Here is a 26,328-nt window from a genome sequence, read left to right as displayed (position 1 = left end):
ATCAACCCGCCCTTGCCATCTGCATCAGGGTGACACGCTGCTGAAGCCGGCGCTGCGCCTGGTCGACGACGACGGCGACGATGATGACCAGACCCTTGATCACCATCTGCCAGAAGGAGCTCACGCCCATCATCACCAGCCCATCCGACAGGATGCCGATGACGAAGGCGCCGACGATAGTGCCGCCGATCGTGCCGCGACCGCCCGACATCGAGGTGCCGCCAAGCACCGCCGCGGCGATCGCATTCAGTTCGAAGCTCTCGCCCGTCGCCGGATGCGAGGCCATCAGCTCCGACGAGATGATCAGGCCGACGATCGCCGCGCAGAAGCCGGAGAACATGTAGACGAACATCTTGACCATGTTGACGCGCACGCCGGAGATGCGTGCCGCGCGCTCATTGCCGCCGACGGCGAAGATGTGGCGGCCGAGCGGCGTGTACCGGGCGAGATAGGCCGCGCCCAGCGCCACCACGACCAGGATCCAGATCGAGACGGGCAGACCGACGAGCCGGCCCGCGCCGAGGAAGCCGAAACCGGTGGTGCCGAGTTCCGGCTTGCCGACAAGGTTGGGGAAGGTGCGGCCGTCGGATGACAGCAGCGCCAGGCCGCGCGCCACGTAAAGCACGCCGAGCGTGGCGATGAAGGGCGCGACGTTGAGCCTGGTGATCAGCAGTCCGTTGACGGCGCCGATCAATATGCCGACCGCCAGGGTGATCAATGCAATCTCCACCACGTTGAAATAGATGGTGTAACCGATCTGCAGGTCGATGCCGTTGAGCACGAGATAGCCGGCCACCATGCCGCACAGGCCGACGATCGAGCCGACCGACAGGTCGATGCCGCCGGTGATGATGACAAAGGTCATGCCCATGGCGAGGAAGGCGTTGAGCGCCACATGCTTGGCCATCAGGATCAGATTGGCGGCCGAGAGGAAGTTCGGCGCCGCGATGGAGAAGAACACCAGCACGGCGATCAGCGCGATGAAGGTCCTGAGCTTCATCAGCGTCAGCAGCGCGGAGCCGCTGGAGGCCGAAGAGTGAGCCGCCCTGGCCGGAATGTCAGTCATCAGCTTTGCTTTCCATATGCGGGGGCAAGATGCGCGGGTCCGTGGCCGAGCGCCGATGCGGCGACGATCGCGGCTTCGCTCGCTTCGGCGCGGTCGAACATGCCGGTCAGTTTGCCATTGCTCATCACCGCGATCCGGTCGGACAGCGCCATCACTTCGTCGAGGTCGGACGTGGCGAAGAGGATGCCGAGCCCATCGCGCGACAGCTTGCGCATGGTGCGGAAGACGTCGGCCTTGGCGCCGACATCGATGCCGCGGCTCGGTTCGTCCATCAAAAGCACCTTCGGCCCGGTGAGCAGCGCCTTGCCGATCACCACCTTCTGCTGGTTGCCGCCGGACAGCGAGGAGACTTCCTGCGTCGGATCGGCGACCTTGATCGAAAGTTCCCGCACCATCTGCCTGACAGCCTGCCGCTCGGCGCCGCCACGGATATGGAACAGGCGCACGAAGCGCGACAGGCTCGCCAGCGTCAGATTGCTGGCGACCGAGAGGATCGACACCAGGCCTTCGCGTTGACGGTCTTCCGGAATGAGCGCCAGCCCGCGCCGTATGCGCCGCGTCGTATCGCGTTCCCTGATCTGTTTTCCGTCGATGAAGATCTTGCCGCTGGCATGGCCGTGGCGGCCCATGATGCAGTCGAACAGCTCGCTGCGCCCCGCGCCCATCAGGCCGTAAATGCCCAAAATCTCTCCGGCGCGCAGCGACAGCGAGACATGGTCGACCGCGAGTCCGCCGGTGACGCGCGGCAGGCAGATGTCCTCGGCGCGGAAGATCTCCTCGCCTGGAACATGGCCGTCGGCCTTGGCGAAATCCTTGGCGTCCGAGCCGATCATCTGCCGCACGATCCATTGCGTGTCGACCTTCTTCACTTCCTCCTGGCCGGTGATGCGGCCATCACGCAGCACGGTGATGTAGTCGCCGATGCGGATCAGCTCCTCCAACCGGTGCGAGATGTAGACGATCGCCACGCCGCGCGCCTTGAGGTCGGCGATCACCTTGAAAAGGATCTCGACTTCCGTCGCACTCAGCGCTGACGTCGGCTCGTCCATGATCAGGACGCGCGCGTCGAGCGAGACAGCCTTGGCGATCTCGACCAGTTGCTGCTGGCCGATGCGCAAATCCTCGACCAGCATGTCCGGGCGGATACCGGCTTCGAGCCGATCGAGGAATTCGCCGGCCCGCCGCTCCTGCTCCTTGCGGTCGATCTTGCGAAACCGGTTGGTGATCTCGCGGGTGGCGAAAATATTCTCGGCGACTGTCATGTTGCCGAACAGGTTCAGCTCCTGGAACACCATGCCGATGCCGCGGTTCATCGCATCGGCTGACGAGGAGAAGGAAATCTCGTTTCCGTCGAGCAGGATGCGCCCGGCCGTCGGCTGTTCGACGCCGGCGATGATCTTCATCAGCGTCGATTTGCCGGCGCCGTTTTCGCCGACGAGCACATTGACGGCGCCTTTACGCACCTCGAAATTGGCCTGCTTGACGGCGATTGTGCCGGCATAGACTTTCGAGACGTCTTCCAGCTTCAGGATGACGTCATGATCAAGTGCCGTGGTCATGGCTTTGGCCCGATCTCGGCCTCCGCCGGTGTCACCAATGGCAGGTCCTGGCCGCCTTCGATGGTGTAGGCGCCGAGCACCTTGGCGGTGCGGCCCTCCAGCGCTTCGCGCGGCAGCTTGGACAGCACGGTCTTGTCGGCATAGGCGTTGAACGCTTTGCCGAACTGGGCGAAGTCGATCTGGTTGGTGAAATCGTTGAACTGGACGAAATCGAGGCTGTCTCGCAGTGCGGTTCCACGCATCGCTGGCCCGATCTGCACGCGCGCATCCGCCTTGCCGTCGCCGTCGACGTCGATGTCCATCGTTGCCGCGCGCGACTGGGTGTTGGCGGCGATGATCTTGCCTTCGACGCGCACCGCGAAGGTCCATGGCGAATTCGCCTGCTTCTTGGGATTGCCGTATTTGGCGCCGGCCGCCGCCTGGTCGGTCTTCGCCAGAGCATGGACCTCGGCAAATGGCCCGGCCTTCTCTTGCAAATGGGGGATGACCTTCGAGGCCCAGATTTCCTCGACCATCTTGTCCGCATTGAAGCCGGATACGTTGCCTGCGCCGCCTTGCGCCGATGGCGTCGGCAGGATCTTGCAGGCGCTGAGGCCGATGCCGGCGACAAGCGCGAGTATCGGCCAAGTTGCCTTAATCGGCCCGATCGGCTTACTGAGCATGGCGGTCAAAGCTTCCCATTGAAATGGCGGCGAGGGACGAACCCTGGGTTCGCCCCTCGCTGTTTGCGTTGCGCCGGCTCAGTTCTTCAGCGCGAAGGTTTCCAGCTTCGCGGCATTGTCGCCATTGATGAGCACGCAGTCCATCAGCTGCTTTTCCTTCTCGGGCGACTTCTTGTTCTTGATGAAGTCGTTGGCCTGCTCGACGGCCATCTGCGCCTGGGCATAGGCAGGCTGCAGCACCGTCGCCTTGATGCCGCCCGAGGTGATGGAGTCGCGCACGTCGTTGGAGCCGTCGAAGCCGACGACGATGACATCCTTGCGGTTCGCGGCTGCGAGCGCCGCATAGGCACCCATCGCCATCGTGTCGTTGCCGGAGATCACGCCCTTGATGTCGGGATTGGCCTGCAGGATCGATTCCATCTTGGAATAGGCTTCGGTCTGGCTCCAGTTGGCCGACTGCTGCGCCACCATCTTCAGGTCCGGATAGTCGTCGATGACGTCATGATAGCCCTTGGAGCGAATGCCGGCATTGGTGTCGGATTCCTTGCCGACCAGTTCGACGAAGTTGCCCTTCTCGCCCATCAGCTTGACGAATTCCTGGGCGCCAAGCTGGGCGCCCTGGTAGTTGTTTGATACGATCTGCGCCACGGCAACGCCGGTGGCGTTGATCTCGCGGTCGATCAGGAAGGAGGGGATGCCGGCGTCCTTGGCCTTCTGCACCGCGGCGACGGTGGCGTCGGCGCCGGCATTGTCTAGGATGATCGCCTTGGCGCCGCGGCCGATCGCGGTGTCAATCAGTTCGGATTGCTTGTTGGCGTCGTCGTCATGCACCAGCACCAGCGCCTCGTAGCCGAGCTCCTTGGCCTTTGCCTCGGCGCCGACGGCTTCCGCCTTGAAGAACGGATTGTCGTGCGAGGGGGTGATGATGGCGATCAAGTCGGCCGCGAAGGCCGGCGCCGCCGTGCCGAGTGCCAGTACGCCGGCGAAAGCCGCAAGCGTCATTCTGCGAGTAAGTTTCATGAAGTCCTCCCTTTAAAAAACACGGGCCTCGACCAGTCGAGGCCTCTGTCTCCATTTGAATTCGTTAGGCAGTGCAGCGGCGCACGCCGCCTCGATCGGCAGCCGTTTGCAGGCTTTTCGACCGAACCGATTTTCGCGCCCGCTCCCCGCCATCCTCCGCTCGCTTCGATATCTTTGTCCCCGCAAAGAACGATCAATCCGAGTGCGTTTACAGCTTAGCCAACTGGTATGATGAGTCAATCACTAATTCAGATGATCTGTATCTAACCGCACGTCTTGGTACGGTGGAGGAAGGCGCGCCCACTCACGTAATGCGCTGGATGCTGGCGGCGATTTCCTCCGGCTCGAAGACGCGCTTCCAGTCGTCGCGCATCAGTACCGGCTTGCCGAATTCGATGGCCTTGTTGCAGGCATCGGAAAACACGCCCTTGGTCTCACCGAAGATGACGGCGCCGAGCACATTCATGTGACCGAGCAGGAAATCGAGTGCGGCCTGCCGGTCGACTCCGCGCGCCACGACCTCATCGAGTGCTTCCTTCATGACGACGAGCAGCGAAGCGCACACTGTCTCCGAAAGGCCAGGCTCCAGCAACGCCATATGCTCGACGGTGACCCGGTGCGAGCGCATCACCGGCGCCCAGATGATCTGGGCGATCTTCTCACCCTTGGCGTAGTCTTCCTCCGGCCCTTGCATCAGGGCGCTGACGAAATGCTGCTTGGCCTTGACGCCGCCGAAGAAGTCCTTCTTGGCGGCCATGTCGGTCTCGTCGTTGAAGATCGGCGGATGGCAGGGATGGGTCACGAAATAGGTAAGGTCGGGACGATCGGGCAGGTGACCGGCGAAAGGGGCCGCCGCGTCGAGCACGATCACCATCGTGCCTGACGCAAGCTTGCTTTCGATGCTGGCGGCGACCTTGCCGATATGCGTGTCCGGCACCGCCAGGATCACGACCTCGGCGCCCTTGAGTGCCTCATCGACGCCGACCGCGTCGAAGCCCAGACCGGTTTTCAACCGCTCCTTGCCCGCCTCGCTGATCTCGACATGGCGGATCGTGTAGCCCGATCCGCGAAAATTGGTCGACAGCCGGTAGCCCATTTTCCCGCCCGCACCAAACAGCGCAATCGTTGTCATCTGGCCTTGCTCCCTTGAATTCTGGGCGATCACCGCGCGATCATCATCTTATATACTGGTATGATCACTCTACCATAATTTGGCAAGTGGAATTGTCGCCTGGCTCGGTAGGTAAACGCCTGCTGGCACGGTGAGCCGTAATGCCGGACCTCCGCTTGTCGTCTGCAACCGCCCGAGACAAAGTCGTGGAGCGGTTCGTCATATGTTCAAGGAACCCGAGTTCAGCGCGGCGGTCTTCATCGGTGGCATGGACGGAATCGCGCGAAATACGAGATGTTCAGGCAACGTCAGCCGCATGAGAAAGTCACCCCGGCGACCTCTATCGGGGGAGCGTGCCTCGACGTAGCAGCCAAGCTAGACAAGGCCATCCGGCTTCGGGATCAACGCGATTTCGTCGCGCTGTTCCACGGGCACCTCGGCATTTCCGTGAGGAGGAGCGGTTCTGGTGACCTACGAACTTAGAGGCGAATGGCAGCTTATGGCCATCCGTGATCGATAGGCGGGCAGACCGCTAACGGCCCCATGACGGCCGTTCTGGAGCATGGCTCCGAACATTCTCAAAGGAGGTTAGGCTAAAGTGACCTTATGGCGACACGGGACCATGCGGAACGATACGGGAAGATTTCTGAGTTTGGCTCACGAAAAACTCAATAAAATCAAAGATTTTAATATATCCTCCGGGCCCGCCATGACCATTGATTTTGCGCCGAAAAATGCGCTAGTTGAAGCGGTGACGGCACTTTTCGAGACGGCTTGGGGACGCCGTCGGACGCAGTAAGGTGTCCCGATAGTCGGTGAAACGTCAAAATACCTTTTTGCGGCGATTTTCCCTTTAAAACGCAACTTTTTGACGGTCCTGGTGTCTGATCTGCGCCACGTCCCCTATGAAGGAAAGATTTTTCAAAAAGGGAGAGGGCTACAGCGTAGAACGGCGTGCACAAAGGCGGATCTCCTTCGCACCGCTTGTCATTCCGGCCGACTTGACCGCCAACCTTTTTTTGACTCGCCGCCCTGGTCGAGCAGTGTGCACGCAAAGCCCGCAGCTCGGCCCTCAGGTAGCGAAGTCGGCAACGACCGTTCCCGAGACGGGATCGGTCACGCCGAGGTCGCCGCCGAGATCCTCCAGCATGTCGCGCATCGTATCCAGAAGGCCGATCATTTGCGGCCGTGCCGCCGCGAGGCTGTCCATGTCGTTCCACTCGCCAACGACGCAGAATGTCCGGTCGCCGGTCTTGATGAGCACACCTTTACGGAAACCCTTGACGTCGAGGGTCGCCTTCTTGTGCGCATCGATGAACGCCTGTTCCTTGCCGGGCTTGGTACGGAACCGAACGACGTTGTAAGCAGTCATGCCTTCCTCCAATTGTTTGCACAATGAACCCTAAGGGCGAGCCTCGAGGACCATGTTGAACGGTGTCTCGGTGGCTCGGCGAAACCGCTTGAACCCGCCGCCCGACACCACCTTGCGCAGCCTTGCCTCGCCGGCCTGCGCGCCGAGCCCCAGTCCAACCTCCTGCGACAGCGAGGCCGGCGTGCAGATGAAGGTCGATGCGGCGTAGTAGATGCGGCCGACCGGATTGAGGTTCGCGGAAAGCTTATCATTCGCGAAGGGCTCGACGATCATCCAGGTGCCGTCCGGCTTAAGCGCCTTGTGCACATGTTTGGCCGCGCCTTCCGGATCGCCCATGTCGTGCAGGCAGTCAAAGAAGGCGACAAGGTCATAGGTGCCAGGGAAATCCTTGGCCTGCGCCACCTCGAAGCGGGTGTTGCCGGCGACGCCGGTTTCTTTTGCCACGGCGCGGGCGCGTTCGATCGACGGGGCGTGATAGTCGAAGCCGGTGAAGCGTGAGTTCGGGAATGCCTTCGCCATCAGCACGGTCGAGGCGCCATGGCCGCAGCCGACATCGGCGACGTCTATGCCCCGCTCCAGCTTCTCGACCACCCCGTCGAGAGCCGGCAGCCAAGAGCCGATCAGATTGGCATTGTAGCCCGGCCGGAAGAAGCGTTCCGTGCCGCGGAACAGGCACGCGCTGTGATCGTGCCAGCCGAGCCCCTTGCCGGAGCGAAAGGCCTGCCTGACCTTCTCCTCGTCGAGCCACAGCGTCGAGACAACCTCGAACGCGCCGGCCATGAAGGCCGGGCTGTCCTCATTGACGAAAACCTGTTCCTGTTCGGGGCTGAGGTAGAAGCTGTCGCCGGCCTCGTCATATTCGACATAACCTGCCGCCGCCTGTGCCGAGAGCCATTCGCGGACCAGCCGTTCCTGCGTGCCCGTCCTTTTGGCAAGCTGTCCGGCGGTCATCCTGCCGCCTTCGCTCATCGCCGAGAACAGGCCAAGCCTGTCTCCCAGCAGCACAGCGGCCCCTGTGGTGATGGCGCCAAGATCGCCGACCATCCTTCCCAGCAGCGCCTCCAGTTTTTCCTGATCGGGCTGATTGTCCTTGTTGCGCTCCAGCATCGGCTTTCTCCTCCAGCTCGATCCCAAACACTCGCCAAGGGCGACAATCCTGCTCCCGCCGGGCCTCGCCATGGACAGCGGAGAAAGTTTACCTAAGGATAGGAGCCGTCGATAATGCTGATTTCTGATTGCGGCGATGCATGCCGGGCATCAGCGGGGATGTGTCATGGAAATGCACGAGATTCGCTACTTCCTGGCCGCCTGCCAGACCCTCAACTTCCGTCGCGCGGCCGACCTCGTGCACGTCACCCAGCCTGCGCTCACGCGCGCCATCCAGAAGCTTGAAGCGGAACTCGGCGGCCTCCTCTTCCATCGCGACAAGGGCCATGTCCAGCTCAGCGATTTCGGCTTGCTGATGCGCAGTCACCTCGACGAGATCGCGCAGCGCTCGGAGCACGCCAAGCGCACTGCCAGGAGCTTCCTGTCGCTCGAGACGGCGCCGGTGACGCTGGGCGTAATGTGCACCATCGGCCCGCTGCGCTTCATCGGTTTCCTCAACGCCTTTCGCGAACGCTATCCCGGCATCGAGGTGACCGTGATCGAGGGCGCCGCCGACCACCTCACTGATCTGCTGCTGAAGGGCAAGCTGGACATCGCTCTGCTGGCACGGCCAGAGCCCTTCGACCACCGGCTGAAGGCTGAGCCCGTCTATATGGAACGCTTCGGCCTCGCCTTCTCGACCGGTCATCCTTTCGAGACCCGAAACACGCTTCAGCTGACGGATGTGCGCAGCGAGCCCTATCTGGAGCGCATCAATTGCGAGTACGGCAACCACATCGACGAGCTCTGCAAGGATCTCGGCTTCGAGATAAGAAGCGCCTATCGCAGTGAGCGCGAGGACTGGATCCTGGCCATGGTCGCGGCCGGCATGGGCGTCTGCTTCATCGCGGAATTCTCGGCCAGCCAGCCCGGCGTCTGCCACCGGCTGGTCGTCGACCCCGAGATCGTGCGCGAAGTGTCGCTGGTGTCCGTCGCGGAGCGCTCGCCGTCGCCCGCTATCTCCGCATTCGTCAAGGCGGTCATGGAGTATGATTGGCGGATGGCGCCGGACGCCAAGGACCCACTCAGCCTTTAGACTAATCTCCTGCGGCTGTGGCCAGCGCGCGGTCCTCTGTCCTGGCGAACAGCGCCAGGCCTCTTTCATATCGATTTCAAGACATAGGTGTCGTCAAAGTCTGCGAGCTTCGGATAAGCAATCGTCGGGGCACGAACGAGGCCGAGGACGCGTTCGCGGTATCGAACGAGCCACTCCTGGCGCTCGCTGTGGCCAATGCGCGCTGGTGCATGCACGAGGAAGGGCTCGATCACGGTGAAGCCGACAAAGTAGAGCATCCCGTGGTTGATTGGGAACAGGATCTCCGCGATTGGGCCGTTTAGTCCGCCGCTCGAATAGATCGGAGGCGGGCCGCCAATTGTGACGGAACACATCGCGAGCTTCCCTGCGAAGACACCGCGATCATACCATTTGCCGCCGCCGTAGATGCGGCCACCCGACGCGAACACTCGGTCGACCCAGCCCTTGAGGATTGCCGGCAGCCCGAACCACCAGAGCGGAAACTGCAGGATCAAGGCGTCGCACCAGAAGAGTTTGTCCATCTCGGCCTGGATGTCCGGCGAGAACCCGTTATGGGCAGCCGCGTTCGCCTCCTCTGATTGCTGGTGGTAGTAGCTCGCGTCGCTCGCCGTCGTGAAGTTGCGACGATCCGATACCGGATTGAAGCCCATGGCGTAGAGATCGGAGACAACGACCTCGTGTCCCGCCCCGGACAACGCCGCTTGCCCCGCGCGGGTCAGGGCGCCGTTGAAGCTGTTGGGCTCGGGGTGGGCGTGAACGATAAAGATGCGCACCGGGCTTTTCCACTGGGTCGAAATGCTCATTTTCCAGACGCCGTGAGAGCCCGCGCCGCGACGTAGTCGAGCGAGAGCACACCGGCGCCCCGTGTCAGCACGAGAAGCAGCAAAGACACCCACAGCAGGTGCTCCGCCCAGTTCTCGGGATAGACAAAGATCTGGATGACAGAGACGACGCCGAGCAGCATCAGGGCCGCGAGACGTGAGAACAATCCGAGGAAGATCAGGACCGAGCCGGTAAGTTCTGCGGCCGTTGCGAGCGGCGCCGCGATCGACGGATCGATGAACGGCAGATTGTATTCATTGGCGAAGAGCTGCAGCGTCACCGGCCAGGATGCCAGCTTCGACTGTGCGGATTGCCAGAAGACATGGGCGACCGCGACACGGACCGCGAGCTGAACCAGCGAAAATGGAATGCGCTCTGGCAGCTGCATGATACGCCGGTAGAAGCCGACGAAGCCGGCGGGGCTGGTCGAGGAATGATCTGAAAATGCGGTCATGATTGTCTCCATCAGTTCGAGCGGGGATGTGCGGCGATGCGCAGGTTTGTGACGAGCCCGTCATCGAACAGGCGCATGAGTGCGGCCACGAGATCGAACGCCGGATCGAGGGCGAGGGCACGGCTTGTTGCGTGCTCCAGCCCAAGACCGTGCTTCAGGGAATGCCGGAAGGCGAAGTTCGCGCGATCGAGCAGAACCAGCCGGACGCTGTCGCCCGCACGCCACAACGCCACGCGTTCGGGTCGCCTCGTCCAGGCGCTGTGCTGGTCGATGACTGCGTCCTGCTGATGCGCTGTCCACACCGACAGGATCGACCAGTGCGAGACAATCAATCGCAGCGAAGGCTGCAACAGGACATCTGGCGATGGCCCCAGATCGGTATTGTCGAATTCCGCCAGGGTCCGAGGCGGTAGCGAGGCCGCGTCGAGTGCCTCGGCAATGGCCCATTCGAGCCGCGCCGTTTCGGCGACGATAGGCATATCGGTAAGCGTGTCGATCGTTTTCAGGAAGCGCGGGAAGCCGGCGCCGTAGCGCGCCAGCCGCGACTCCACCGGCGGATGACGTCGAATGAACTCGCTCGCCACGAAACGGAAGAAGCGTTCGTCGACCAGGCGCACGGTGACGGGAAACACCGCCATCAGAACCGCGGTGAGCGAACTGCGGGTGTTGTTCTGGTAGATGCGCAGGCGCGCCAGCGGATCGGCCTTGCCGGCGGTCAGAATTTTCGCCGTGGCCAAAGGCTCAATGGCCAGCACCGAGCGCGCCATGGTGGTCTGCAGGTGTTCAAGCGGCAGCATGATATCCTCCCTGTATTGGTGGCAATGCCAACGGCACGGCCGGTCCGGCCCTGGCGACGGCAAATGCCGCAAGCACCGGCATGCCTGTCCTCGCCTCGGCTTCGATGGAAACGAGTGTGGACTGTGGCTGGGGTTTGGCCGCCGCCGTCTGTCTCGCGGTCCGCTTGCGGTCGAACATGATCGAAGCGCTGAGCATGTCGGCCCACATGGCTTCGCCAAGCAGCACATCGAGAACGGGGACATCGGTGTCCCATTCGATCAGGGTAGGGCGTGGCCCGAGCCGGCCTATGGCATGCTGGTAGAGGCTCCAGACGACCGGCGGCACACGCGAGCCATGATCGTCGATGAGCACGGTGTCGGCCCCAACCTGATTGAGCGCATGCCCGGCGAGATGGATCTCGCCGATGGCATCGGCCGGCAGCGCATCGATGAAGGCCTTGGCGTCATATTGCAGATTATGCGCCGAGACCTGGACATTGTTGACGTCCAGCAGCAGACCGCAGCCCGTCCGCACCACCAGTTCGCTCAGGAACTCGGCCTCGTTCATCGACGAGTCGGTAAAGGCGACATAGGCGGACAGATTCTCGATAAGCACCTGGCGCTTCAGCCTGTCCTGGACGGTCGCGACATTGCGCGCCACGATCGCCAGCGCCTCTTCGTCATAGCGCAGCGGCAAGAGATCGTTGAGGTAGGCGCCGTCGGCGACGCTCCAGGCAAGATGCTCGGAAACGAGATCGGGCTGGAAGCGCTCGCAGACTCTGCGCAGCCGCTCCAGATGATCGCGATCCACTCCTCGCGCGCTGCCCAGCGACAGGCCGACACCGTGCACCGACAGCGGATAGGTCTGGCGCAACCGTTCCAGCGCTTCGACGCCGGCGCCGTCTCCCATGTAATTCTCGGCATGAACCTCGAGCCAGCCAGCGGAAGGCCTTCGGGTCAGCATTTCACCGATGTGTGGGGAGCGAAGACCGATGCCCGCCGATGCGGGAATCGCGAGGGGTTGAAACGCACGGGGCATCGGTCGGCTCCTTTCAAGGGGTGGCTGGAAGTCCGGATGGTTCAGGCTTTCGGCTTGTCGCTGCCGCCGGCGATCTTGGCGCAGCTGCCGGCGGGCACGTAGAGCCAGGAATCCGGCTGGTTGTCGGCGGTGGCGGTGCCGGCACAGGAATGCGTCGCCGTCTGACAGTCATTCTGGCCGGTTTTGACAACGCCGTAGCATTTCTCGAACGAGAAACTGGGCTTGGCGGCGGGGCCGCTATAGGCCGCCGTGGCGGCGAGCGAAGTGGCGGCCGCGAGGGCCGATCCGATAAGGGTCCTGGTGTTGATCACGGTCGTGTCTCCTGTTTGCGTTCCGAGGGAAAGACTGGCCTTGCGACCTGTCTGCAAGCAGTGTCCCCGATCCGGATGGCGAGCTGAAATGCTGTCTCGGCATGGATTTGATACGCGGCCACTATGTTGAAGAGGCCGCACGCAAAAAGCCCTCCGGCGGGGGCACCGGAGGGCTTGGCGCCTGCGTTCGGGAGTCTGCGAAGCAGGCGCGGCTAGGCGGGAAGGAGGCGCCTAGATGTATCGGTTCTCGCCGTCGGCGGCCGAGCATTCGTCTGCGACGGAGTGCTCGGCGAAAAGCCAGTCCCCGGCACGTTCGCGTCCCCGGTCACGCATGTCGGTCAGCTCACCCCAGTCGGTCCAGGGCCTCGTGAACAGGGCCGCGCCGGCACGGTGTTGGCTGTCGAAGATGGCGTGGGTTGGGGCGCACTTCATCGCACAAGGAGTGGCGGCGGGGCGACGATCCGCGCACGGCGTCATGAACAGTGCAGGCTTGCCGGTGACCAGCAGTCGATGGCTGGTATCCGACGGCAGGGCCAGCGAAGCCGAAAGGTCGCCGTCGCCCCAATAGGTTTCGCCGTCGATCTCGACGGCCGGGAAGAGGAACGGGATCGTGGCGGCCGCCAGGATCGCGTCGATCGACACCTGATCGCCGGCGAAGATCTTCACCGCATCGGTGCGGGCATTGGAGGCCAGGATGCTCAGTTGCAGCGGGCCGCCCTTGCTGCGGATCACCGCAATATCGATCGACTGCTCCAGGATCGATCGCAGCGGACTTGCCGCATCGGCGGTAAACATCGATGCATGGCTGACGCGTCGCCAGAAGTTGGCGAGCGCGGTCCGCGCGCCGCGCCGGCCGCCCAGCGCCAGGCCATAGGCCAGAACCGCGGCCTCCATCGCGCCGAAGCCGGACGCGGTGATGTTGCCGATGGAAAGGCTGGGTTCGTCAAGCAAGCGGTCGAGGACGCCCCAGACGAAGGCGCCGTGCGCGTCGCTGGCCAGGACAATGTCCACGACCTGCCGGTCATCCACTGCAGGTCTTGCAATGACGGCTTGGTCGGTCTCGGTTCCGGTCTGGATATGCATTTTCAGTCTCCATCCCAAAACGCCATGCTGGGCGTTTGATGGAAAGACTGCCGCAACTTCTTCTGTCGGCGAAATGCCAAGGTGGCATGAACTCCATAGGCAGATTGCATTGGCTGCAATCGCGCGCGCGTCGCACGATTCTGCCAGCCAGGCGAACCAACGTGGTTGGTCGCCCTGACCAGGCCCCGCGACTGTCGTGTGGGCGATCGTTCAACAGCTAAAGGGAGCGGGTCATGAAAATACGAACCTTGTATCTGGGGGCTATTGCTCTCGGTGTTCTTGCGGGAGGCGCGTCCGCCGATCCCCTCAGCGACCTGGCATCTTTCCCGTCGTTCTACAAAGATGCCGGGATGAAGACGATGAAGCCGATGGCTGAGTTCAAGAAGGCGTGGCGTGCCACGCCAAAGCGAGATCGGCACGCAATGAAGAAGGCTTGCAACGACCCGGCGATGAGCAAGGCCCATGCGCCGTTCTGCGCAAACGTGCTGGCGCTGGGTGGCGCCAACTAGCCGCAAGTCCAGGCCATCAACGTCTGGATGCAGAACCGGCATAAACTCCATACGCAGATGGCATTGGCAAGTTGGCGGCCGGTTGCAGCAAAGTCCATCTCGGCAAGGAGGAACCACAGAGGTTTAAATTGCTGCCGATCATTACCGCGGTCGTCGATGGGACGATTGCTCAACTCCAGAGAAGGATCCTACCATGAATATCAAAGCTATCTGCCTCGGCGCTTTTGCACTTTCCGTCTTGAGCGGCGTTTCGTTCGCCGGCGCGCTCGACGAACCGTCCAACATGCAGCCCTTCTTCACCGACGCCAGCATGAAGACGATGAAGCCCAAGGCCGAGTTCAAGGCCGCCTGGGACGCAATGGCGAAGGACAAGCAGGGCGCGATGATGAAGGAATGCCAGGATGCGGCGATGAGCAAGCCGCACGCCGAATTCTGCGCCAACCTGCAGGCGCTCGGCGGCGCCAACTAAGCTGTTCCGGCCGTCCCGGGCAACATCGGGACCATGATGATGGCGAGCAGCTTGCTCGCCATCATCATTTCGGCGAAGTCCCACGCCCACACAAACCCGCCACGCGCGATTGTCGTCCCATGACGGACCGCTATCGACTTTATAGCGGCAGTGCATTGGCGCCGGGACAAGCTTTGCTGCACGCTCCGAAGCTACGAAGGCCTCGTTTGCAATTCGGGACAAATCGGCATGGACATTCATCACATCCGCTACTTCCTGGCCGTGTGCGAGACGCGAAACTTCACGCGCGCCGGCGAAAAGTGCAACGTCACTCAGCCGGCGCTGTCGCGCGCTATCCAGCAGCTCGAGGAGGAGGTCGGCGGCCTGCTGTTTCGCCGCGAACGAAACCTGACACACCTGACCGACCTGGGCGCGCTGCTGCGCCCCCGGTTTCAGCAGATCCTCGACGAACTGACCGGAGTGCGGCAGGAGGCATCGAGATTCCTGTGCCTGGAAAATGCCAACCTCAAGGTTGGCGTCATGTGCACCATCGGTCCGCGCCGCTTCACCGGCCTGCTGGCCGATTTCAACAGGCGCCAGCAAGGCATCCAGTTGCAGCTGGTGGAAGGTGTGCCCGCCTCGCTTTCGCAACTGCTCGAATCCGGTGAAATCGACGTCGCCATTATGGCGTCAAGCGACAGTTTTCCGGAACGGTTCGATGTCACGCCGCTCTATCGCGAGCGCTTCGTCCTGGCCTTTCCAAACGGCCATAGGCTGGCCCGCAACGACAATGTCGCCATCTCCGAACTCGACGGCGAGAATTACCTGAGGCGGCTGAACTGCGAGTATCGCGATCATCTCGCAGGTCTGTGCAACGACCGTGGCGTCAAGCTCAGGATCTCCTATGCAAGCGAGCGTGAGGACTGGATCCAGAACATGGTTTCAGGAGGTCTCGGGATTTGCTTCATCCCCGAGTTCAGCGCGGTGATCCCGGGCTTGCAGGTCCGGCCTGTCATCGATCCGGAGGTCTGGCGGGAAGTGTCTCTGGTGGTCGTGGCGGGGCGCAGATTCTCGCCGGCGGCATCTGCCTTCGTCAACAGCGTCAAGGCGCATGGCTGGCCGGAGAGCGCCCTGGCTCAAGCAATCCGCAAGACCGCGGCCTGAATAAAAATCAAATAAACTCCTGCGTTGCGCGACAGAATCTCGCGCGCACTTTCGCGCGTCGTGATGTCCCACCATAGTTTTCAGGTATCGATTTAAGAGCCAGTCAGCATTTCTCTTTCTTCGAGGCTGCCGTCACTCTCCTCCCATGCCCCGCCTGTGCGATTGGGCACTGACAAAGGAGAAATAACATGGCTTCCAAGACTATTGCATCGCGGGCGTCGCTGAATCTGGCGCTGACACTCGGACTGCTTACCGCGACCGCTGCGTTGTCCGTGGCCCCGGCTTTTGCCGGCGACTGCCCTGCCGGCCAGGCGGCCACGACAGACATCCAGGAGCATCCCAGCAAGCCGGTCGGCGTTGTCGACACGGTTCTCTCGGCGATCGATCTGAGCAGCAAGGGCGAGGCCTGGAAAGGCAACATGCTGCGCCTGCGCAAGCTCGTCGTTCAGCCCGGCGGCGTCGTTCCGTGGCATGAGCACAATGTCCGCCCCGCCAATATCCTGATCGTCGAGGGCTCGATCACCGAATACCGCAGCACCTGCAAGGTCGGCATCGAACATACGGCCGGCGACGTGACGGCCGAATTCGGCCAACTCGCCCATTGGTGGAAGAACAACGGCAAGGTTCCGGCCGTGCTTTATTCCGCCGACGTTCTGCCGCCTGCGATGCACGACGATCACATGATGTGAACGTCGTTCTCGAGCGATCTTTTCATGACCGGCATCTGAAAGCGCGTCCTCGGGTGATCGCCCGGGGACGTGCGCAACGGGAGCTTCCTGCCATGACGACAAGCGAACACACTGGACCAGCGCGGCTTCGCATGGTTGCCGCGGACAGCTGGCGCTTCGGCCTGATAGCGCTGATCGCGTTTCTGACGCTTGTCGATCTGTTCGCCACCCAGGCCATCCTGCCTTCGCTGGTGATCAAATTCGGCGTCAGTCGAGCGACCACGGGCTTCGCCGTCAATGCCAGCACGTTCGGCATGGCGGTGGCCGGCATTGCCGTGGCTCTTTTCGGGCGCGGTATCGATCGCCGCAATGGCATCTGGATCAGCCTTGCGGTGCTGGCGATACCGACAACGCTTTTGTCGCTCACCAACAGCATCGTGATCTTTGCCCTGCTGCGCGTCGTCCAGGGCTTGTGCATGTCGACCGCGTTCACCCTGACAATGGCCTATCTCGCCGAGCATTTTTCCGCGCGGCAGACGACCGGCGCACTTGCGGCCTATGTGACCGGCAACGTCGCCAGCAATTTCTTCGGACGGCTGATGTCGGCCGCCGTCGCCGACACGTTTGGCATATCCACCAACTTCCTGACATTCGCCGCTCTCAATCTGATCGGCGCGGCCCTTGTCTGGCTCACCCTGCAGAAGACATCGGCAATGATGCGCGCTGACGCCAGGAGCGAGCCGGCCCGCACCGCCTGGAAAGGGCCGTTGATGAACATCGAGCTGCGTGCCTGTTTCACCATCGGCTTCCTGATACTCTTCGTCTTCATCGGCACCTTCACCTATGTGAACTTCCAGCTCGTCGCCGCGCCGCTTTCGCTGTCGCCGATGGCGCTCGGACTGGTGTATTTCGTCTTCCTGCCCTCCATGCTGACCACCCCGCTCGCCGGGCGGGTTGCCGCGAGGCTCGGGCCAAGGATCGGGATAGGGGCAACACTTGCGTTGGCCATCCTGGGTTTGCTCCTGCTTCTGGCGAGCAGCCTGCCGGTGGTGCTTTCAGGAATGGCGCTGGTCGCCATCGGCACCTTCCTGGCGCAGGCAATCGCCACCGGGCATGTCAGCCGGACCGCGTCGCATGATCGCGCCGCCGCTAGCGGCATCTATCTCGCCTCCTACTATGCGGGCGGGCTCGCCGGCAGCTTTGTCATCGGACAGGTCTACGACCGGATCGGCTGGACCGCATGTGTGGCCGTGCTCGCCGCGGTCCTGGCTTGCGCCATCGCGGTGGCGCGCGTGCTGCAAACGCCAAAGACCTGAGATTTGAAGACCAAACCAGGCAAATCCAACAAAGGAGACTGACATGAACAGCTACGTGAAGACCATGATTGCCGGCGCCGCCGTGCTGATGGCCGTCGTCGTCCCGGCGGCCGCTTCGGATGGTGTCGTCACCGTAAAGAGCGACTACTCCGTCGCGGAGACCGTCGCCCGCATCAAGAAGGATGTCTTCAAGAAGGGCATAAAGTTCTTCGGCGTCATCGACCAGGCAAAGCTCGGCAAGGACGCTGGCAACGACGTGAAGCCGTCGCGGCTGGTGATGTTCGGCAATCCGGCGCTCGGCACGACCTTCATCACCTCCAATCCCGAGGCCGGTCTCGACTGGCCCGTCCGCGTCCTGGTCTACCAGACCGCGGATGGAACGGTTTATGCCGCCTACAGTGATTTTGCCTGGATCGCCAAGCGGCATGGCATCACCGACCGCGAGGCCCAGTTCAAGATGGCGACCGAAGTCATCCAGTCCGTGACCTCGACGATCAAAAAGAACTGAGTGCGGATGAGGTGAAGGAGATCCGCCGCCCGTGCATGCGAGGCAGCCTGCCTCACGCGACGAGGCTACTCGGCCGCGGATAACGCCTTCGCCCGTTCGCCGAACCACCGCTTCTGCGTGGCCTCGCGCACCAGGGCGCCAACCGCCGGCGAATGCCGGCGGCCACGCACGGTGACGAGATTGACCTCGCGCCAGAATTCCGGGTCGGTGATCGGCAAGGGCACCACGCCCGGGTGCTTGGCGGTATGTTCGGGCATGAAACCGAAGCCAAGCCCGGCGGCGATCATCGCCAGCGTCCAGTCGTCACGATCGCTCCAGTAGACCGGGCTGACGGTGACGCCCTGTTCGGCGAGGATGGCATCGGCATAGCCGGCAAATTCACAATTGTTGCGGTGTATGTAGCTTTCATTGCTCATGTCTTTCACTTGCACGCTACGCTGGTTGGCGAGGCGGTGGGTCAGATGGACGGCCATCACCATCTGCTCGCGGAAAAGCGGCAATGAGTGCACTTCTTCGTCGGGTATGTTCGAAGGCAATGCGTAGATAGCGGCTTCGAGATCACCCTCCAGAAGTCGTCGGCGCAAGCTCGGCGCGTCGGCATCGCAAAGATGCAGCTCTACGCCCGGGTGATGGGTGCGGACGGACGAGATGAGCTCGATGATCTCATCCGGAGCGATCGTGCTCATGATGCCAACCCTGAGCGGCGTCTTTTTCAGATGCACATACTGCTCGGCAATCTGCTTTGCCTGGCGCGAGTTCTCGAAAACACCCTCGAGATAGGTCTCGACCAAGCGGCCGAGCTCGGTCAGATGGGTGAAGCGCCGCTCGCGGTGGAAAAGCGCCCCGCCAAATTCATCTTCGAGCAGCTTGATTGCGCGCGACAGCGCCGGCTGCGTGACGTTGCACTGCTCGGCAGCCCTGGTGAAATTCAGCTCCTTGGCAACGGCCAAGAAATATCTGACCTGGCTGATCTCCACGGCAACTCCCTCAACGGGCGAGCATACGGCACGGCCGTTTTGCGGCCCAATCTTACTAGCTGCCCCAACGTCAAACAACCCGGCCTGCAGGTCTACATCGCCGTCGCATCGGTCAGACCGTCGGCTATCGAATCCATGTCTCAACGGCATTTCCGCTGCTTCGGGCTGCTCGCCATACTTGATCAGGATTTCTGACCTGGGCGCGCAAACCCGTTGCCCGCAGCGGATGCAGAGTGGTTCTGCCGGACTTCAACACAAGGAAACGACGATGCTCAGAGGAAAGACGGCGCTGATAACAGGCTCGACCAGCGGCATCGGCCAAGGCATTGCCGAGGCCTTCGCGGCCAGGGGTTGCAACATCGTTCTCAACGGCTTCGGCGATGCCGAAGAGATCGAACGGCTGCGGGCGAGGCTGGCCGCCGACAACGAGGTGACCGTTCGTTACGACAATGCGGACATGAGCAAGGGCGGCGCGATCACCGCCATGATGGACAAGGCCATCGCCGAGTTCGGGGCCATCGACATCCTGGTCAACAATGCCGGCATCCAGCATGTGGCGCCGATCGACGAGTTCCCGATCGAGAAGTGGGAGGCCGTCGTGGCGATCGATCTGATGTCGTCGTTCTACACGATCCGGCGCGCCCTGCAGGCGATGAAGCAGCGCAAATGGGGCCGCATCATCAATGTCGCCTCGGCCCACGCCCTCGTCGCCTCGCCATACAAATCCGCCTATGTCGCCGCCAAGCACGGCGTCGCCGGCCTGACCAAGACGGTGGCACTGGAAGTGGCAGAGCAGGGGATCACGGTCAACGCGGTCTGCCCCGGATATGTGCTCACCCCGCTGGTGGAAAAGCAGATACCGGACACGGCCAGGGCGCGCGGGATCACCGAACAGCAGGTGATCAAGGATGTGCTCCTGGCCGCACAGCCGACCAAGCAGTTCGTGACGGTCCAGCAGGTTGCGTCGCTCTGCCTGTTCCTGGCCTCGGACGATGCGGCCTCGATCACCGGCGCCATCATGCCGATCGAAGGCGGCTGGACCGCCCACTGAAACCGGCAAGGAGGAACGCAAACGCCATGAACAAGATCTCTCGAAATCCCTCGGCGTCGGAACCCGTGCCGGAGGCCGTCCTAATGGCCGACGGTTCGGCCAAGCGACAGACCGTATTGGTGTTGCAGGGCGGCGGCGCCCTCGGCGCCTATCAGGCAGGCGTCTACCAGGCGCTCGTCGAGGGCGGGATCGAACCCGACTGGGTCATCGGCACGTCGATCGGCGCCATCAACGCGGCACTGATCGCCGGAAATGAACCGCAGGACCGCCTGCCGAGGCTGCGCGAGTTTTGGGACGGCGTCAGCCGCAGCAGCCCGCTCGACGAGTTCTTCCGGATGATGGTTCCGAGCAACATCTTTGCCAATATGGGCACGGTGATGCGCGGCATACCGGGGTTCTTCGAACCGAACCCAAGCGCCATGTTCGGGGTCAATCGCGAAGTGGGTGTGGAGAATGCCTCCTACTACACCACGGATCCTCTCAGGCGGACCCTGGAAAACCTGATCAATTTCGATTGCCTCAACCAGCGCCATACGCGACTGACGGTCGGTGCGGTCAACGTCAACACCAGCGAGCTCAAGTATTTCGATAGCAGCCTTATGCCGTTGTCGGCGGCGCACATCATGGCGTCGGGCGCCTTGCCGCCGGCCTTCCCGGCAGTCTGCATCGACGGCGAGCCCTACTGGGATGGCGGCATCTATTCGAACACGCCCATCGAGGTGGTGCTGGACGAGCGTCCGCGGCGCGACGCGCTGATCTTTGCCGTCAACATGTGGCAGCCGCGCGCGACCGAGCCGAAATCGATCTGGCAGGTCATGGGACGGCAGAAGGATCTCCAATACGCCAGCCGCGGCCGAAGCCACGTTGCCCGCCAGGAGCAACTGCATCGCCTGCGCCACGTCGTGCGCGAAATGGGAAAGCTGGTTCCCGAGGAACGGCGTGATGATCCGATGTTCAGGGAACTCGCATCCTACGGCTGTCCCTCTGTCATGCATCTCGTTCGACTGCTTTCGCCACGCCTGGATGGCGAGGACCACACCAAGGACATCGACTTCACGCGCGCCGGAATCAGAACGCGCTGGCAGGCGGGATACGAACATGGCCAGCGCGTGCTCTCGGAAAAGCCGTGGGAGTGCGAGGTCGACATGCTGCAAGGCATCGTGATCCACGAATCGCAGGAATGACGGTCCAACGCCTCGGAAACGATGGAGAATATCGATGCAGATCATCACGCCCGGCATGCGGCTCGTCCCCGAGGCGGTGCTTGCCAACGACGCGGCTCTTTTCCGCGCGATTCCAGAGACGCCTTCCCATGCGGACACGTCGCTGCATCGCGTGGTCATCGTCGGCGGCGGCGCGGGCGGGCTGGAATTGGCGGCGCGTCTCGGCCGCAAGTTCGGCAAGCGGCGGCTTTCCGTCACGCTCGTCGACCGCAACCGCACCCATATCTGGAAGCCGTTGCTGCATGAGGTGGCATCCGGCGCGCTGAACGCATCGCATGACGCTGTCGAGTACATCGCCCATGCCAGCCGGCACGGCTACCGGTACCGCATTGGCGAGGTCGTCGGAATCGACCGTGCCAAACGCCAGGTCTTTGTTGCGCCCAGCTTCGACGATGACGGCCGGCAGGTTATCCCACCGCGCGTGCTGGGCTACGACACGCTGGTCATGGCTGTCGGCAGCGTCAGCAACGATTTCGGCACGGCGGGCGCCGCGCGCCACGCCATTTCGCTCGATACGGCGGAGCAGGCCGCCCGTTTCAACAAACGCATGATAGACGCGTGCCTGCGTGCCAACGCTCAATATGAGCAGCTTTCGCCCGGCCAGCTCCATTGCGTCATCGTCGGCGCCGGCGCCACCGGTGTCGAACTGGCCGCGGAACTGCACAAGTCGATGCGGGAGATTGCTTCGCACAATCTCGACAACATCGACTTCGAGAGACTGATCCGCATCACCATCGTTGAAGCGGGGCCACGGATCCTTCCGGCCTTGCCGGAGCACATCGCGCAGGCTTCCGCACGTTTGCTCGTCAAGCTCGGCGTCCAGATACGGTGCGGCATCAGAGTCAGCGAGGTGAGGGAAGACGGCATCAGGCTCGGTGGGAAACTGTTCGTGCCGGCGGAGCTCGTCGTCTGGGCGGCCGGGATCAAGGCGCCGGATTTCCTGAAAGGGCTCGATGGTCTTCAGACAGATCGCATCAACCGCCTGATGGTGGACGAGACCTTGCGGGCTGTCGGAGACGAGAATGTGTTCGCGATCGGGGATTGCGCGAACTGCGTCCTGCCGGGTCATGACAACGCCCTGCCGCCGCGCGCCCAGACAGCTCACCAGCAGGCCGATCATCTGGTGAGGGTGGTTGCCGCGCGTCTCGCGGGACAGGCCGTGCCGGCATTCCGCTACCGTGACTATGGTTCGCTTGTCTCGCTGGCCGACTATGGTGCGTTCGGCAGCCTGATAGGCGGGCTGAAGATCGAAGGCCTGCTTGCAAGGGTCGTCTATCGCTCGCTCCACAAGATGCATCTCAGGGCTGTGCATGGCCTTGCCAGGACCGCTCTGGCTGCGATCGGCGAGACGATAGCCAGGCGCGCCAGGCCTCGGATCAAGCTTCACTAGCACGGCGGAGGCGGTGCGATGGAAAAGTATGATGTGGTGATCCTTGGCGGCGGCAATGCCGGAATGGGGGTGACGGTGGCGACGCGTGCTGCAGGTCTCTCCGTCGCCATGATCGAAGCCCGCGACCTCGGCGGCACATGCCCCAACCGCGGCTGCACGCCAAAGAAAGTGCTCGTCGCCGCGTCCCATGCGCTGGATGAGATCGAACGAGCCGATAAGCATGCGATCACTGTCGGTGCGCCGAGGCTTGACTGGCGAGCCCTGATTGAACGGGAAAAGGACATTGTCAGGGACATTCCGGCCCGGCTGTCGCAATTGATGGCCAGACGTGGCGTCGACGTTATCTTCGGCGAGGCCGCCTTCATTGGCGGCAACGCCATCCGTGTCGATGGACGAAAACTAGAGGCGAGGAACATCGTCATCGCCACCGGTTCGAAGCCGCGCTCGCTGCCTATCCCGGGCGCCGAGCATCTGACGACCTCGGACGATGTTCTAGGCGACCCGGAGCTGCCCGGAGCTGTTGTCTTCATTGGCGGCGGTGTCATCGCTTTCGAACTGGGCCAGGTCTATGCGCGCGCCGGTGTTGATGTGACCATTCTGGAGGCGCTGCCGCATCTGCTGGCGGCATTCGATGCCGATGCCGTCGCTCGGATCCTTGGCGAAAGCGAGCGAATAGGCATGCATGTCCGCACCTTGGCCTGGGTCAGGACGATCGAGAAGATCGACGGACGGTTGCGCGTCGCCTTTGTCGCCGATGGCGCGGAATGCACCGTGGACGCGGACAGAGTTGTGAATTGCGCCGGACGCGTGGCCAATGTCGAGCGGCTCGATCTTGGCGCCGGCGTCATCGTGCATCGTGAAGGCCGCATCGAGATCGACGATCATCTGCGCTCGCGGTCGAACCCTGACGTCTATGTCTGCGGCGACGCGGTGTGGAATTCGCCGCAGCTTTCACCTGTCGCGACTTACGAGGGTGGTATCGTTGGCCGCAATATCGTCGACGGACCGAGACACCGGCCGGACTATGGCCAGATACCATCCGCGCTCTACACAGTCCCCGCCTTGGCCGGCGTCGGGCTGACCGAGGCCAAGGCGAAGGAGCAAGGGTTTGGCGTAAAGGTCCATGTCAACGACATGCGTGGCTGGCTGTCCGCGAGGACCTATGGCGAGACAGTGTCGTGGTCGAAGATCATCGTCGAGGAGACCACCGACAGGATCGTTGGCGCTCACATCGTGGGTCATGCCGGGGAAGAGCTGATCCATCTGTTCGCACTTGCCATGAAACACGGCATCACGGCATCGCAATTATCCGACACGGTCTACGGCTTCCCGACCTTCTCGTCGGATATCAGGAACATGATGTAACGAACCGAGACGAGGCTGCGAACAGAATACGAACGCGGCACCTTCCGATGCATCTTGGGCATCGAAACGATGCAAGGAATGCATAGCCCTCACCGAGGGGCTCCAATGGTAGGGTGCACGCAGTCCATGAAAGTGCAGAAATGGCCGTCGACGACCAGGCAATGACATTTGAACAGGCCGTCCAGGCTGCCATTGAACTCGATGCGTCCCTGAACGAGCGGCTGGCGGTGATTGCCGCGGCGGTGCGCCGCTTGAACGCGGATTTCGCCGACGCCGTGGACCGCCTGGTGGGACGACTGGAACAACAGGGGGCTGGAGCTATGGCGCCGGCTCCTGGCGATGTCATGCCCGGGTTCCTGCTGCCTGACGACGAGGGCAGACTGGTTGGCCTGGCCGAGATCCTTCTACAAGGCCCCGCTGTCGTCACCTTTCAGCGCGGGCATTGGTGCCCCTATTGCCGCTTGAATGCGATTGGCATCGTCGAGGCTCAGCAGGAGATTGCAGCGCTGGGCGGCCAGGTCGTCGCGATCATGCCCGAGCGACGCAGATTCGCGAAGGCGATGAAGGCTGCGGTCGGGGCCACGTTCCCCTTCCTGACGGATATGGACAATGGCTACGCCCTGTCCCTCAACCTTGCGATCTGGATCGGGGCCGAGATGGAGCGGTTGATGGGTGTTGCCTATGATCTTCCAAACTACCAGGGCAATGCCAGTTGGTTCCTGCCGATCCCCGCCACCTTCATAGTTGGAACCGACGGGATCATCACGGATCGTTTCGTCGATCCCGACTACCGTCGGCGGATGGACATCGACGACCTGATCGCGGCGCTCAAGCGGGCTCGCTGACGCCGAAAGAAGACCAGTCGGTCGACCGCAGCAGGTTGAGCAGCGTCGTGGCCACGGGCGAGCGATGTCGGCCGGCGACCGCGTAGACGGCGACGACCCGAGAGATATCGACGTCCCGCAGCTTGAGCCTGCGGATATTCGGCGTCCGTGGCGCCGTCACGGAGACGAAGCCCACACCGGCGTTGGCCTCCAGCAATGCCAGCAGATCGTGGTCCGTTTCGACTTCATGGGCGGTGCGAGGCGTCAGGCCCTTCGCGGCGAGGCAGCGGGACAGTTCCTCGCTGGTTTCCCAATCGATCCGGCTGAGCACGGGCTCCCCGACCAGCTGGCTCAGTGCGACATCTGCCTCGTTGCGACGGGCAAGCGGATGATCCGAATTGACGACGAGTTCAATGCCCTCCTGGAAAAGCGGCCATGTGTCGAGCCGGTCCCAGGCCTGGCCCAGGGGCCCGGCAACGGCGAGCTCGACCTCGCCGTTCTTGAGGGCCTCGACGACAGCGGTCGGCGAGCCCCGGTTGATCTTGAGATGCACCCCGGGATAGGCCCGGAAAAGCTCCGTAAAGGGCGACACCAGAAGCGCAATGTTGACACTGTTGGAAATCGTGACGTTAAGAGGCGCCACGTCGCTGCTTTGCACGGCCTTGGCGAGTGACTTGGCGGAAGTGGCGGCATCGTAGCATTGCTGCAGCAGGGGAAGCATGCGCCGACCGAGTTCGGTAAGGTGCGAATGCTGGCGCTCGCGCCGGAGGAGTTCGCCTCCCAACTCCTCCTCCAGCGTCTTGATGGCACGCGTGAGCGCAGGTTGGGTAACGTTGCACTCTTCGGCTGCTCTGGTGAAATTAAGCGTGCTGGACAGGGCCAGGAAATAGCGGACCTGCTGCATCTCCATGAATTTTCGCCCCCTCAGCGAAATGATCTATCAGCGACTTCGCATGTTTGCAGGCTAGCGCATTGCAGCCGCTTCGGCAAAGCGTGGCAACGTCAATGGCGCTGAACGCTATGCAGCATGGCTAGTCAAGGTCTGCTTTGGGCCAGATCAAGTCGATGATCGCGAAGGGTCGAAAGAAGCGCTCCCGGCTTGATGTCATGAGTAAGCGCACGAATGATCCGCAATCGACATAATGCGTCGTCAGCGCCTTCGTGAACTCCGCGATCATCCGATCGGGTGCGACATGAGAATGCGCGATCACCTAACCTTGAAGGAACGGAGGCGGTCGAGCTAGATGGCTTGTCGTCGTGATGAGTGGACCATGGTCCTCCGTTTCAGATCGACCTTGTCGTTGGTTCGTTTTGACGGGCGGTTCTTGCGCCGATGGACGTCACGAGAAATTCTACAACGAAATCAAAAGCGTAGCTATTTGACGGCCCGCAGGTCGGTAGTATTCGGGCTCAAAAACATTTTCTTAA

At 62.3% G+C, this 26,328-nt stretch carries 28 protein-coding genes; 13 read left to right on the top strand and 15 right to left on the bottom strand.

Annotated features, from left to right (window positions below):
• Position 1: 1 nt before the first annotated feature.
• From JG746_RS28245 to JG746_RS28225, 5 genes are all read right to left on the bottom strand, one after another.
• Positions 2-1,066: an ABC transporter permease gene (locus tag JG746_RS28245; protein ID WP_202355710.1), complete on the bottom strand. Its 1,065-nt coding sequence runs from the start codon at positions 1,064-1,066 to the stop codon at positions 2-4.
• A complete protein-coding gene (locus JG746_RS28240) occupies positions 1,066-2,625 on the bottom strand; it encodes a sugar ABC transporter ATP-binding protein (protein ID WP_202355709.1) in 1,560 nt (519 codons plus the stop codon). Before JG746_RS28240 ends, JG746_RS28245 begins: the two co-directional genes overlap by 1 nt.
• Positions 2,622-3,287, bottom strand: coding sequence for a DUF2291 family protein (locus tag JG746_RS28235; RefSeq protein WP_202355708.1), 666 nt, complete (start codon positions 3,285-3,287; stop codon positions 2,622-2,624). Before JG746_RS28235 ends, JG746_RS28240 begins: the two co-directional genes overlap by 4 nt.
• 78 nt (positions 3,288-3,365) lie before the next feature.
• On the bottom strand, positions 3,366-4,307 hold the full coding sequence (locus tag JG746_RS28230) for a D-ribose ABC transporter substrate-binding protein (protein WP_202355707.1): 942 nt from the start codon (positions 4,305-4,307) through the stop codon (positions 3,366-3,368).
• A gap of 304 nt (positions 4,308-4,611) precedes the next feature.
• Positions 4,612-5,439 (bottom strand): phosphogluconate dehydrogenase C-terminal domain-containing protein, encoded by an 828-nt coding sequence (locus tag JG746_RS28225; protein ID WP_202355706.1) that lies wholly within the window; start codon positions 5,437-5,439, stop codon positions 4,612-4,614.
• A gap of 273 nt (positions 5,440-5,712) precedes the next feature.
• Here JG746_RS28225 and JG746_RS37855 point away from each other — a divergent pair, with 273 nt between their 5' ends.
• The gene (locus JG746_RS37855; RefSeq protein WP_202355705.1) at positions 5,713-5,901 is read left to right on the top strand and encodes an SLOG domain-containing protein; all 189 of its coding nucleotides are present in this window, start codon (positions 5,713-5,715) and stop codon (positions 5,899-5,901) included.
• A 589-nt stretch (positions 5,902-6,490) separates the two neighbouring features.
• Here the strand turns inward: JG746_RS37855 and JG746_RS28215 are convergent.
• On the bottom strand, positions 6,491-6,790 hold the full coding sequence (locus tag JG746_RS28215) for a putative quinol monooxygenase (protein WP_202355704.1): 300 nt from the start codon (positions 6,788-6,790) through the stop codon (positions 6,491-6,493).
• Positions 6,791-6,820: 30 nt separating this feature from the next.
• Positions 6,821-7,897, bottom strand: coding sequence for a class I SAM-dependent methyltransferase (locus tag JG746_RS28210; RefSeq protein WP_202355703.1), 1,077 nt, complete (start codon positions 7,895-7,897; stop codon positions 6,821-6,823).
• A gap of 166 nt (positions 7,898-8,063) precedes the next feature.
• Between JG746_RS28210 and JG746_RS28205 the strand changes: the two genes are divergently transcribed.
• The gene (locus JG746_RS28205) at positions 8,064-8,972 is read left to right on the top strand and encodes a LysR family transcriptional regulator (protein WP_202355702.1); all 909 of its coding nucleotides are present in this window, start codon (positions 8,064-8,066) and stop codon (positions 8,970-8,972) included.
• A 65-nt stretch (positions 8,973-9,037) separates the two neighbouring features.
• On the opposite strand, the gene JG746_RS28200 is transcribed toward JG746_RS28205, so the two are convergent.
• The 6 genes from JG746_RS28200 to JG746_RS28175 form a co-directional block, all read right to left on the bottom strand.
• A complete protein-coding gene (locus JG746_RS28200; RefSeq protein ID WP_202355701.1) occupies positions 9,038-9,775 on the bottom strand; it encodes an NAD(P)H-dependent oxidoreductase in 738 nt (245 codons plus the stop codon).
• Positions 9,772-10,248, bottom strand: coding sequence for a DoxX family protein (locus JG746_RS28195; RefSeq protein WP_202355700.1), 477 nt, complete (start codon positions 10,246-10,248; stop codon positions 9,772-9,774). Before JG746_RS28195 ends, JG746_RS28200 begins: the two co-directional genes overlap by 4 nt.
• 11 nt (positions 10,249-10,259) lie before the next feature.
• Positions 10,260-11,015, bottom strand: a complete 756-nt coding sequence (locus JG746_RS28190) for an HvfC/BufC N-terminal domain-containing protein (RefSeq protein ID WP_244730492.1) — start codon at positions 11,013-11,015, stop codon at positions 10,260-10,262.
• Between the two features lie 16 nt (positions 11,016-11,031).
• The gene (bufB, locus tag JG746_RS28185; protein WP_202355698.1) at positions 11,032-12,063 is read right to left on the bottom strand and encodes an MNIO family bufferin maturase; all 1,032 of its coding nucleotides are present in this window, start codon (positions 12,061-12,063) and stop codon (positions 11,032-11,034) included.
• 41 nt (positions 12,064-12,104) lie between these two features.
• Positions 12,105-12,374: a BufA1 family periplasmic bufferin-type metallophore gene (locus JG746_RS28180; protein ID WP_202355697.1), complete on the bottom strand. Its 270-nt coding sequence runs from the start codon at positions 12,372-12,374 to the stop codon at positions 12,105-12,107.
• A gap of 231 nt (positions 12,375-12,605) precedes the next feature.
• Positions 12,606-13,457, bottom strand: a complete 852-nt coding sequence (locus tag JG746_RS28175) for a patatin-like phospholipase family protein (RefSeq protein ID WP_202355696.1) — start codon at positions 13,455-13,457, stop codon at positions 12,606-12,608.
• A 233-nt stretch (positions 13,458-13,690) separates the two neighbouring features.
• Between JG746_RS28175 and JG746_RS28170 the strand changes: the two genes are divergently transcribed.
• From JG746_RS28170 to JG746_RS28145, 6 genes are all read left to right on the top strand, one after another.
• Positions 13,691-13,966, top strand: coding sequence for a hypothetical protein (locus tag JG746_RS28170; RefSeq protein WP_202355695.1), 276 nt, complete (start codon positions 13,691-13,693; stop codon positions 13,964-13,966).
• A gap of 193 nt (positions 13,967-14,159) precedes the next feature.
• Positions 14,160-14,435, top strand: coding sequence for a hypothetical protein (locus JG746_RS28165; RefSeq protein WP_027169812.1), 276 nt, complete (start codon positions 14,160-14,162; stop codon positions 14,433-14,435).
• A 228-nt stretch (positions 14,436-14,663) separates the two neighbouring features.
• A complete protein-coding gene (locus JG746_RS28160) occupies positions 14,664-15,578 on the top strand; it encodes a LysR family transcriptional regulator (RefSeq protein WP_202355694.1) in 915 nt (304 codons plus the stop codon).
• 188 nt (positions 15,579-15,766) lie between these two features.
• A complete protein-coding gene (locus JG746_RS28155) occupies positions 15,767-16,267 on the top strand; it encodes a cupin (protein WP_202355693.1) in 501 nt (166 codons plus the stop codon).
• A 92-nt stretch (positions 16,268-16,359) separates the two neighbouring features.
• Complete coding sequence (locus JG746_RS28150; RefSeq protein WP_202355692.1) at positions 16,360-17,562, top strand: MFS transporter; 1,203 nt, start codon at positions 16,360-16,362, stop codon at positions 17,560-17,562.
• Between the two features lie 43 nt (positions 17,563-17,605).
• Positions 17,606-18,070, top strand: coding sequence for a DUF302 domain-containing protein (locus JG746_RS28145; protein ID WP_202355691.1), 465 nt, complete (start codon positions 17,606-17,608; stop codon positions 18,068-18,070).
• Between the two features lie 65 nt (positions 18,071-18,135).
• Here the strand turns inward: JG746_RS28145 and JG746_RS28140 are convergent, their stop codons facing one another.
• Complete coding sequence (locus JG746_RS28140) at positions 18,136-19,197, bottom strand: LysR family transcriptional regulator (protein ID WP_244730490.1); 1,062 nt, start codon at positions 19,195-19,197, stop codon at positions 18,136-18,138.
• Between the two features lie 118 nt (positions 19,198-19,315).
• Here JG746_RS28140 and JG746_RS28135 point away from each other — a divergent pair, with 118 nt between their 5' ends.
• From JG746_RS28135 to JG746_RS28115, 5 genes are all read left to right on the top strand, one after another.
• Entirely contained in the window at positions 19,316-20,098 is a 783-nt protein-coding gene (locus JG746_RS28135; RefSeq protein ID WP_202355690.1) for a 3-hydroxybutyrate dehydrogenase, read from the top strand.
• Between the two features lie 26 nt (positions 20,099-20,124).
• On the top strand, positions 20,125-21,282 hold the full coding sequence (locus tag JG746_RS28130; protein WP_244730488.1) for a patatin-like phospholipase family protein: 1,158 nt from the start codon (positions 20,125-20,127) through the stop codon (positions 21,280-21,282).
• A 34-nt stretch (positions 21,283-21,316) separates the two neighbouring features.
• Positions 21,317-22,711 (top strand): NAD(P)/FAD-dependent oxidoreductase, encoded by a 1,395-nt coding sequence (locus JG746_RS28125; protein ID WP_244730486.1) that lies wholly within the window; start codon positions 21,317-21,319, stop codon positions 22,709-22,711.
• Between the two features lie 18 nt (positions 22,712-22,729).
• Entirely contained in the window at positions 22,730-24,076 is a 1,347-nt protein-coding gene (locus JG746_RS28120) for a dihydrolipoyl dehydrogenase family protein (RefSeq protein ID WP_202355689.1), read from the top strand.
• Positions 24,077-24,216: 140 nt separating this feature from the next.
• Positions 24,217-24,921: a peroxiredoxin-like family protein gene (locus JG746_RS28115; RefSeq protein WP_202355688.1), complete on the top strand. Its 705-nt coding sequence runs from the start codon at positions 24,217-24,219 to the stop codon at positions 24,919-24,921.
• On the opposite strand, the gene JG746_RS28110 is transcribed toward JG746_RS28115, so the two are convergent.
• A complete protein-coding gene (locus tag JG746_RS28110) occupies positions 24,905-25,810 on the bottom strand; it encodes a LysR family transcriptional regulator (protein WP_202355687.1) in 906 nt (301 codons plus the stop codon). The genes JG746_RS28115 and JG746_RS28110 overlap by 17 nt on opposite strands.
• Positions 25,811-26,328: the final 518 nt, after the last annotated feature.

The sequence above is a fragment of the Mesorhizobium sp. 113-3-3 genome, from assembly GCF_016756495.1.
GTDB lineage: Bacteria > Pseudomonadota > Alphaproteobacteria > Rhizobiales > Rhizobiaceae > Mesorhizobium.
Note: the sequence above shows the minus strand (reverse complement) of the source record. Positions and strands in the feature narration are given on the sequence as shown.

Coding starts and splice junctions, on each gene's coding strand:
- JG746_RS28245 (WP_202355710.1), bottom strand. CDS start 1,066: ATGACTGACATTCCGGCCAGGGCGGCTCACTCTTCGGCCTCCAGCGGC.
- JG746_RS28240 (WP_202355709.1), bottom strand. CDS start 2,625: ATGACCACGGCACTTGATCATGACGTCATCCTGAAGCTGGAAGACGTC.
- JG746_RS28235 (WP_202355708.1), bottom strand. CDS start 3,287: ATGCTCAGTAAGCCGATCGGGCCGATTAAGGCAACTTGGCCGATACTC.
- JG746_RS28230 (WP_202355707.1), bottom strand. CDS start 4,307: ATGAAACTTACTCGCAGAATGACGCTTGCGGCTTTCGCCGGCGTACTG.
- JG746_RS28225 (WP_202355706.1), bottom strand. CDS start 5,439: ATGACAACGATTGCGCTGTTTGGTGCGGGCGGGAAAATGGGCTACCGG.
- JG746_RS37855 (WP_202355705.1), top strand. CDS start 5,713: ATGTTCAGGCAACGTCAGCCGCATGAGAAAGTCACCCCGGCGACCTCT.
- JG746_RS28215 (WP_202355704.1), bottom strand. CDS start 6,790: ATGACTGCTTACAACGTCGTTCGGTTCCGTACCAAGCCCGGCAAGGAA.
- JG746_RS28210 (WP_202355703.1), bottom strand. CDS start 7,897: ATGCTGGAGCGCAACAAGGACAATCAGCCCGATCAGGAAAAACTGGAG.
- JG746_RS28205 (WP_202355702.1), top strand. CDS start 8,064: ATGGAAATGCACGAGATTCGCTACTTCCTGGCCGCCTGCCAGACCCTC.
- JG746_RS28200 (WP_202355701.1), bottom strand. CDS start 9,775: ATGAGCATTTCGACCCAGTGGAAAAGCCCGGTGCGCATCTTTATCGTT.
- JG746_RS28195 (WP_202355700.1), bottom strand. CDS start 10,248: ATGACCGCATTTTCAGATCATTCCTCGACCAGCCCCGCCGGCTTCGTC.
- JG746_RS28190 (WP_244730492.1), bottom strand. CDS start 11,015: ATGGCGCGCTCGGTGCTGGCCATTGAGCCTTTGGCCACGGCGAAAATT.
- bufB (WP_202355698.1), bottom strand. CDS start 12,063: ATGCCCCGTGCGTTTCAACCCCTCGCGATTCCCGCATCGGCGGGCATC.
- JG746_RS28175 (WP_202355696.1), bottom strand. CDS start 13,457: ATGCATATCCAGACCGGAACCGAGACCGACCAAGCCGTCATTGCAAGA.
- JG746_RS28170 (WP_202355695.1), top strand. CDS start 13,691: ATGAAAATACGAACCTTGTATCTGGGGGCTATTGCTCTCGGTGTTCTT.
- JG746_RS28165 (WP_027169812.1), top strand. CDS start 14,160: ATGAATATCAAAGCTATCTGCCTCGGCGCTTTTGCACTTTCCGTCTTG.
- JG746_RS28160 (WP_202355694.1), top strand. CDS start 14,664: ATGGACATTCATCACATCCGCTACTTCCTGGCCGTGTGCGAGACGCGA.
- JG746_RS28155 (WP_202355693.1), top strand. CDS start 15,767: ATGGCTTCCAAGACTATTGCATCGCGGGCGTCGCTGAATCTGGCGCTG.
- JG746_RS28150 (WP_202355692.1), top strand. CDS start 16,360: ATGACGACAAGCGAACACACTGGACCAGCGCGGCTTCGCATGGTTGCC.
- JG746_RS28145 (WP_202355691.1), top strand. CDS start 17,606: ATGAACAGCTACGTGAAGACCATGATTGCCGGCGCCGCCGTGCTGATG.
- JG746_RS28140 (WP_244730490.1), bottom strand. CDS start 19,197: ATGCCGTTGAGACATGGATTCGATAGCCGACGGTCTGACCGATGCGAC.
- JG746_RS28135 (WP_202355690.1), top strand. CDS start 19,316: ATGCTCAGAGGAAAGACGGCGCTGATAACAGGCTCGACCAGCGGCATC.
- JG746_RS28130 (WP_244730488.1), top strand. CDS start 20,125: ATGAACAAGATCTCTCGAAATCCCTCGGCGTCGGAACCCGTGCCGGAG.
- JG746_RS28125 (WP_244730486.1), top strand. CDS start 21,317: ATGCAGATCATCACGCCCGGCATGCGGCTCGTCCCCGAGGCGGTGCTT.
- JG746_RS28120 (WP_202355689.1), top strand. CDS start 22,730: ATGGAAAAGTATGATGTGGTGATCCTTGGCGGCGGCAATGCCGGAATG.
- JG746_RS28115 (WP_202355688.1), top strand. CDS start 24,217: ATGGCCGTCGACGACCAGGCAATGACATTTGAACAGGCCGTCCAGGCT.
- JG746_RS28110 (WP_202355687.1), bottom strand. CDS start 25,810: ATGGAGATGCAGCAGGTCCGCTATTTCCTGGCCCTGTCCAGCACGCTT.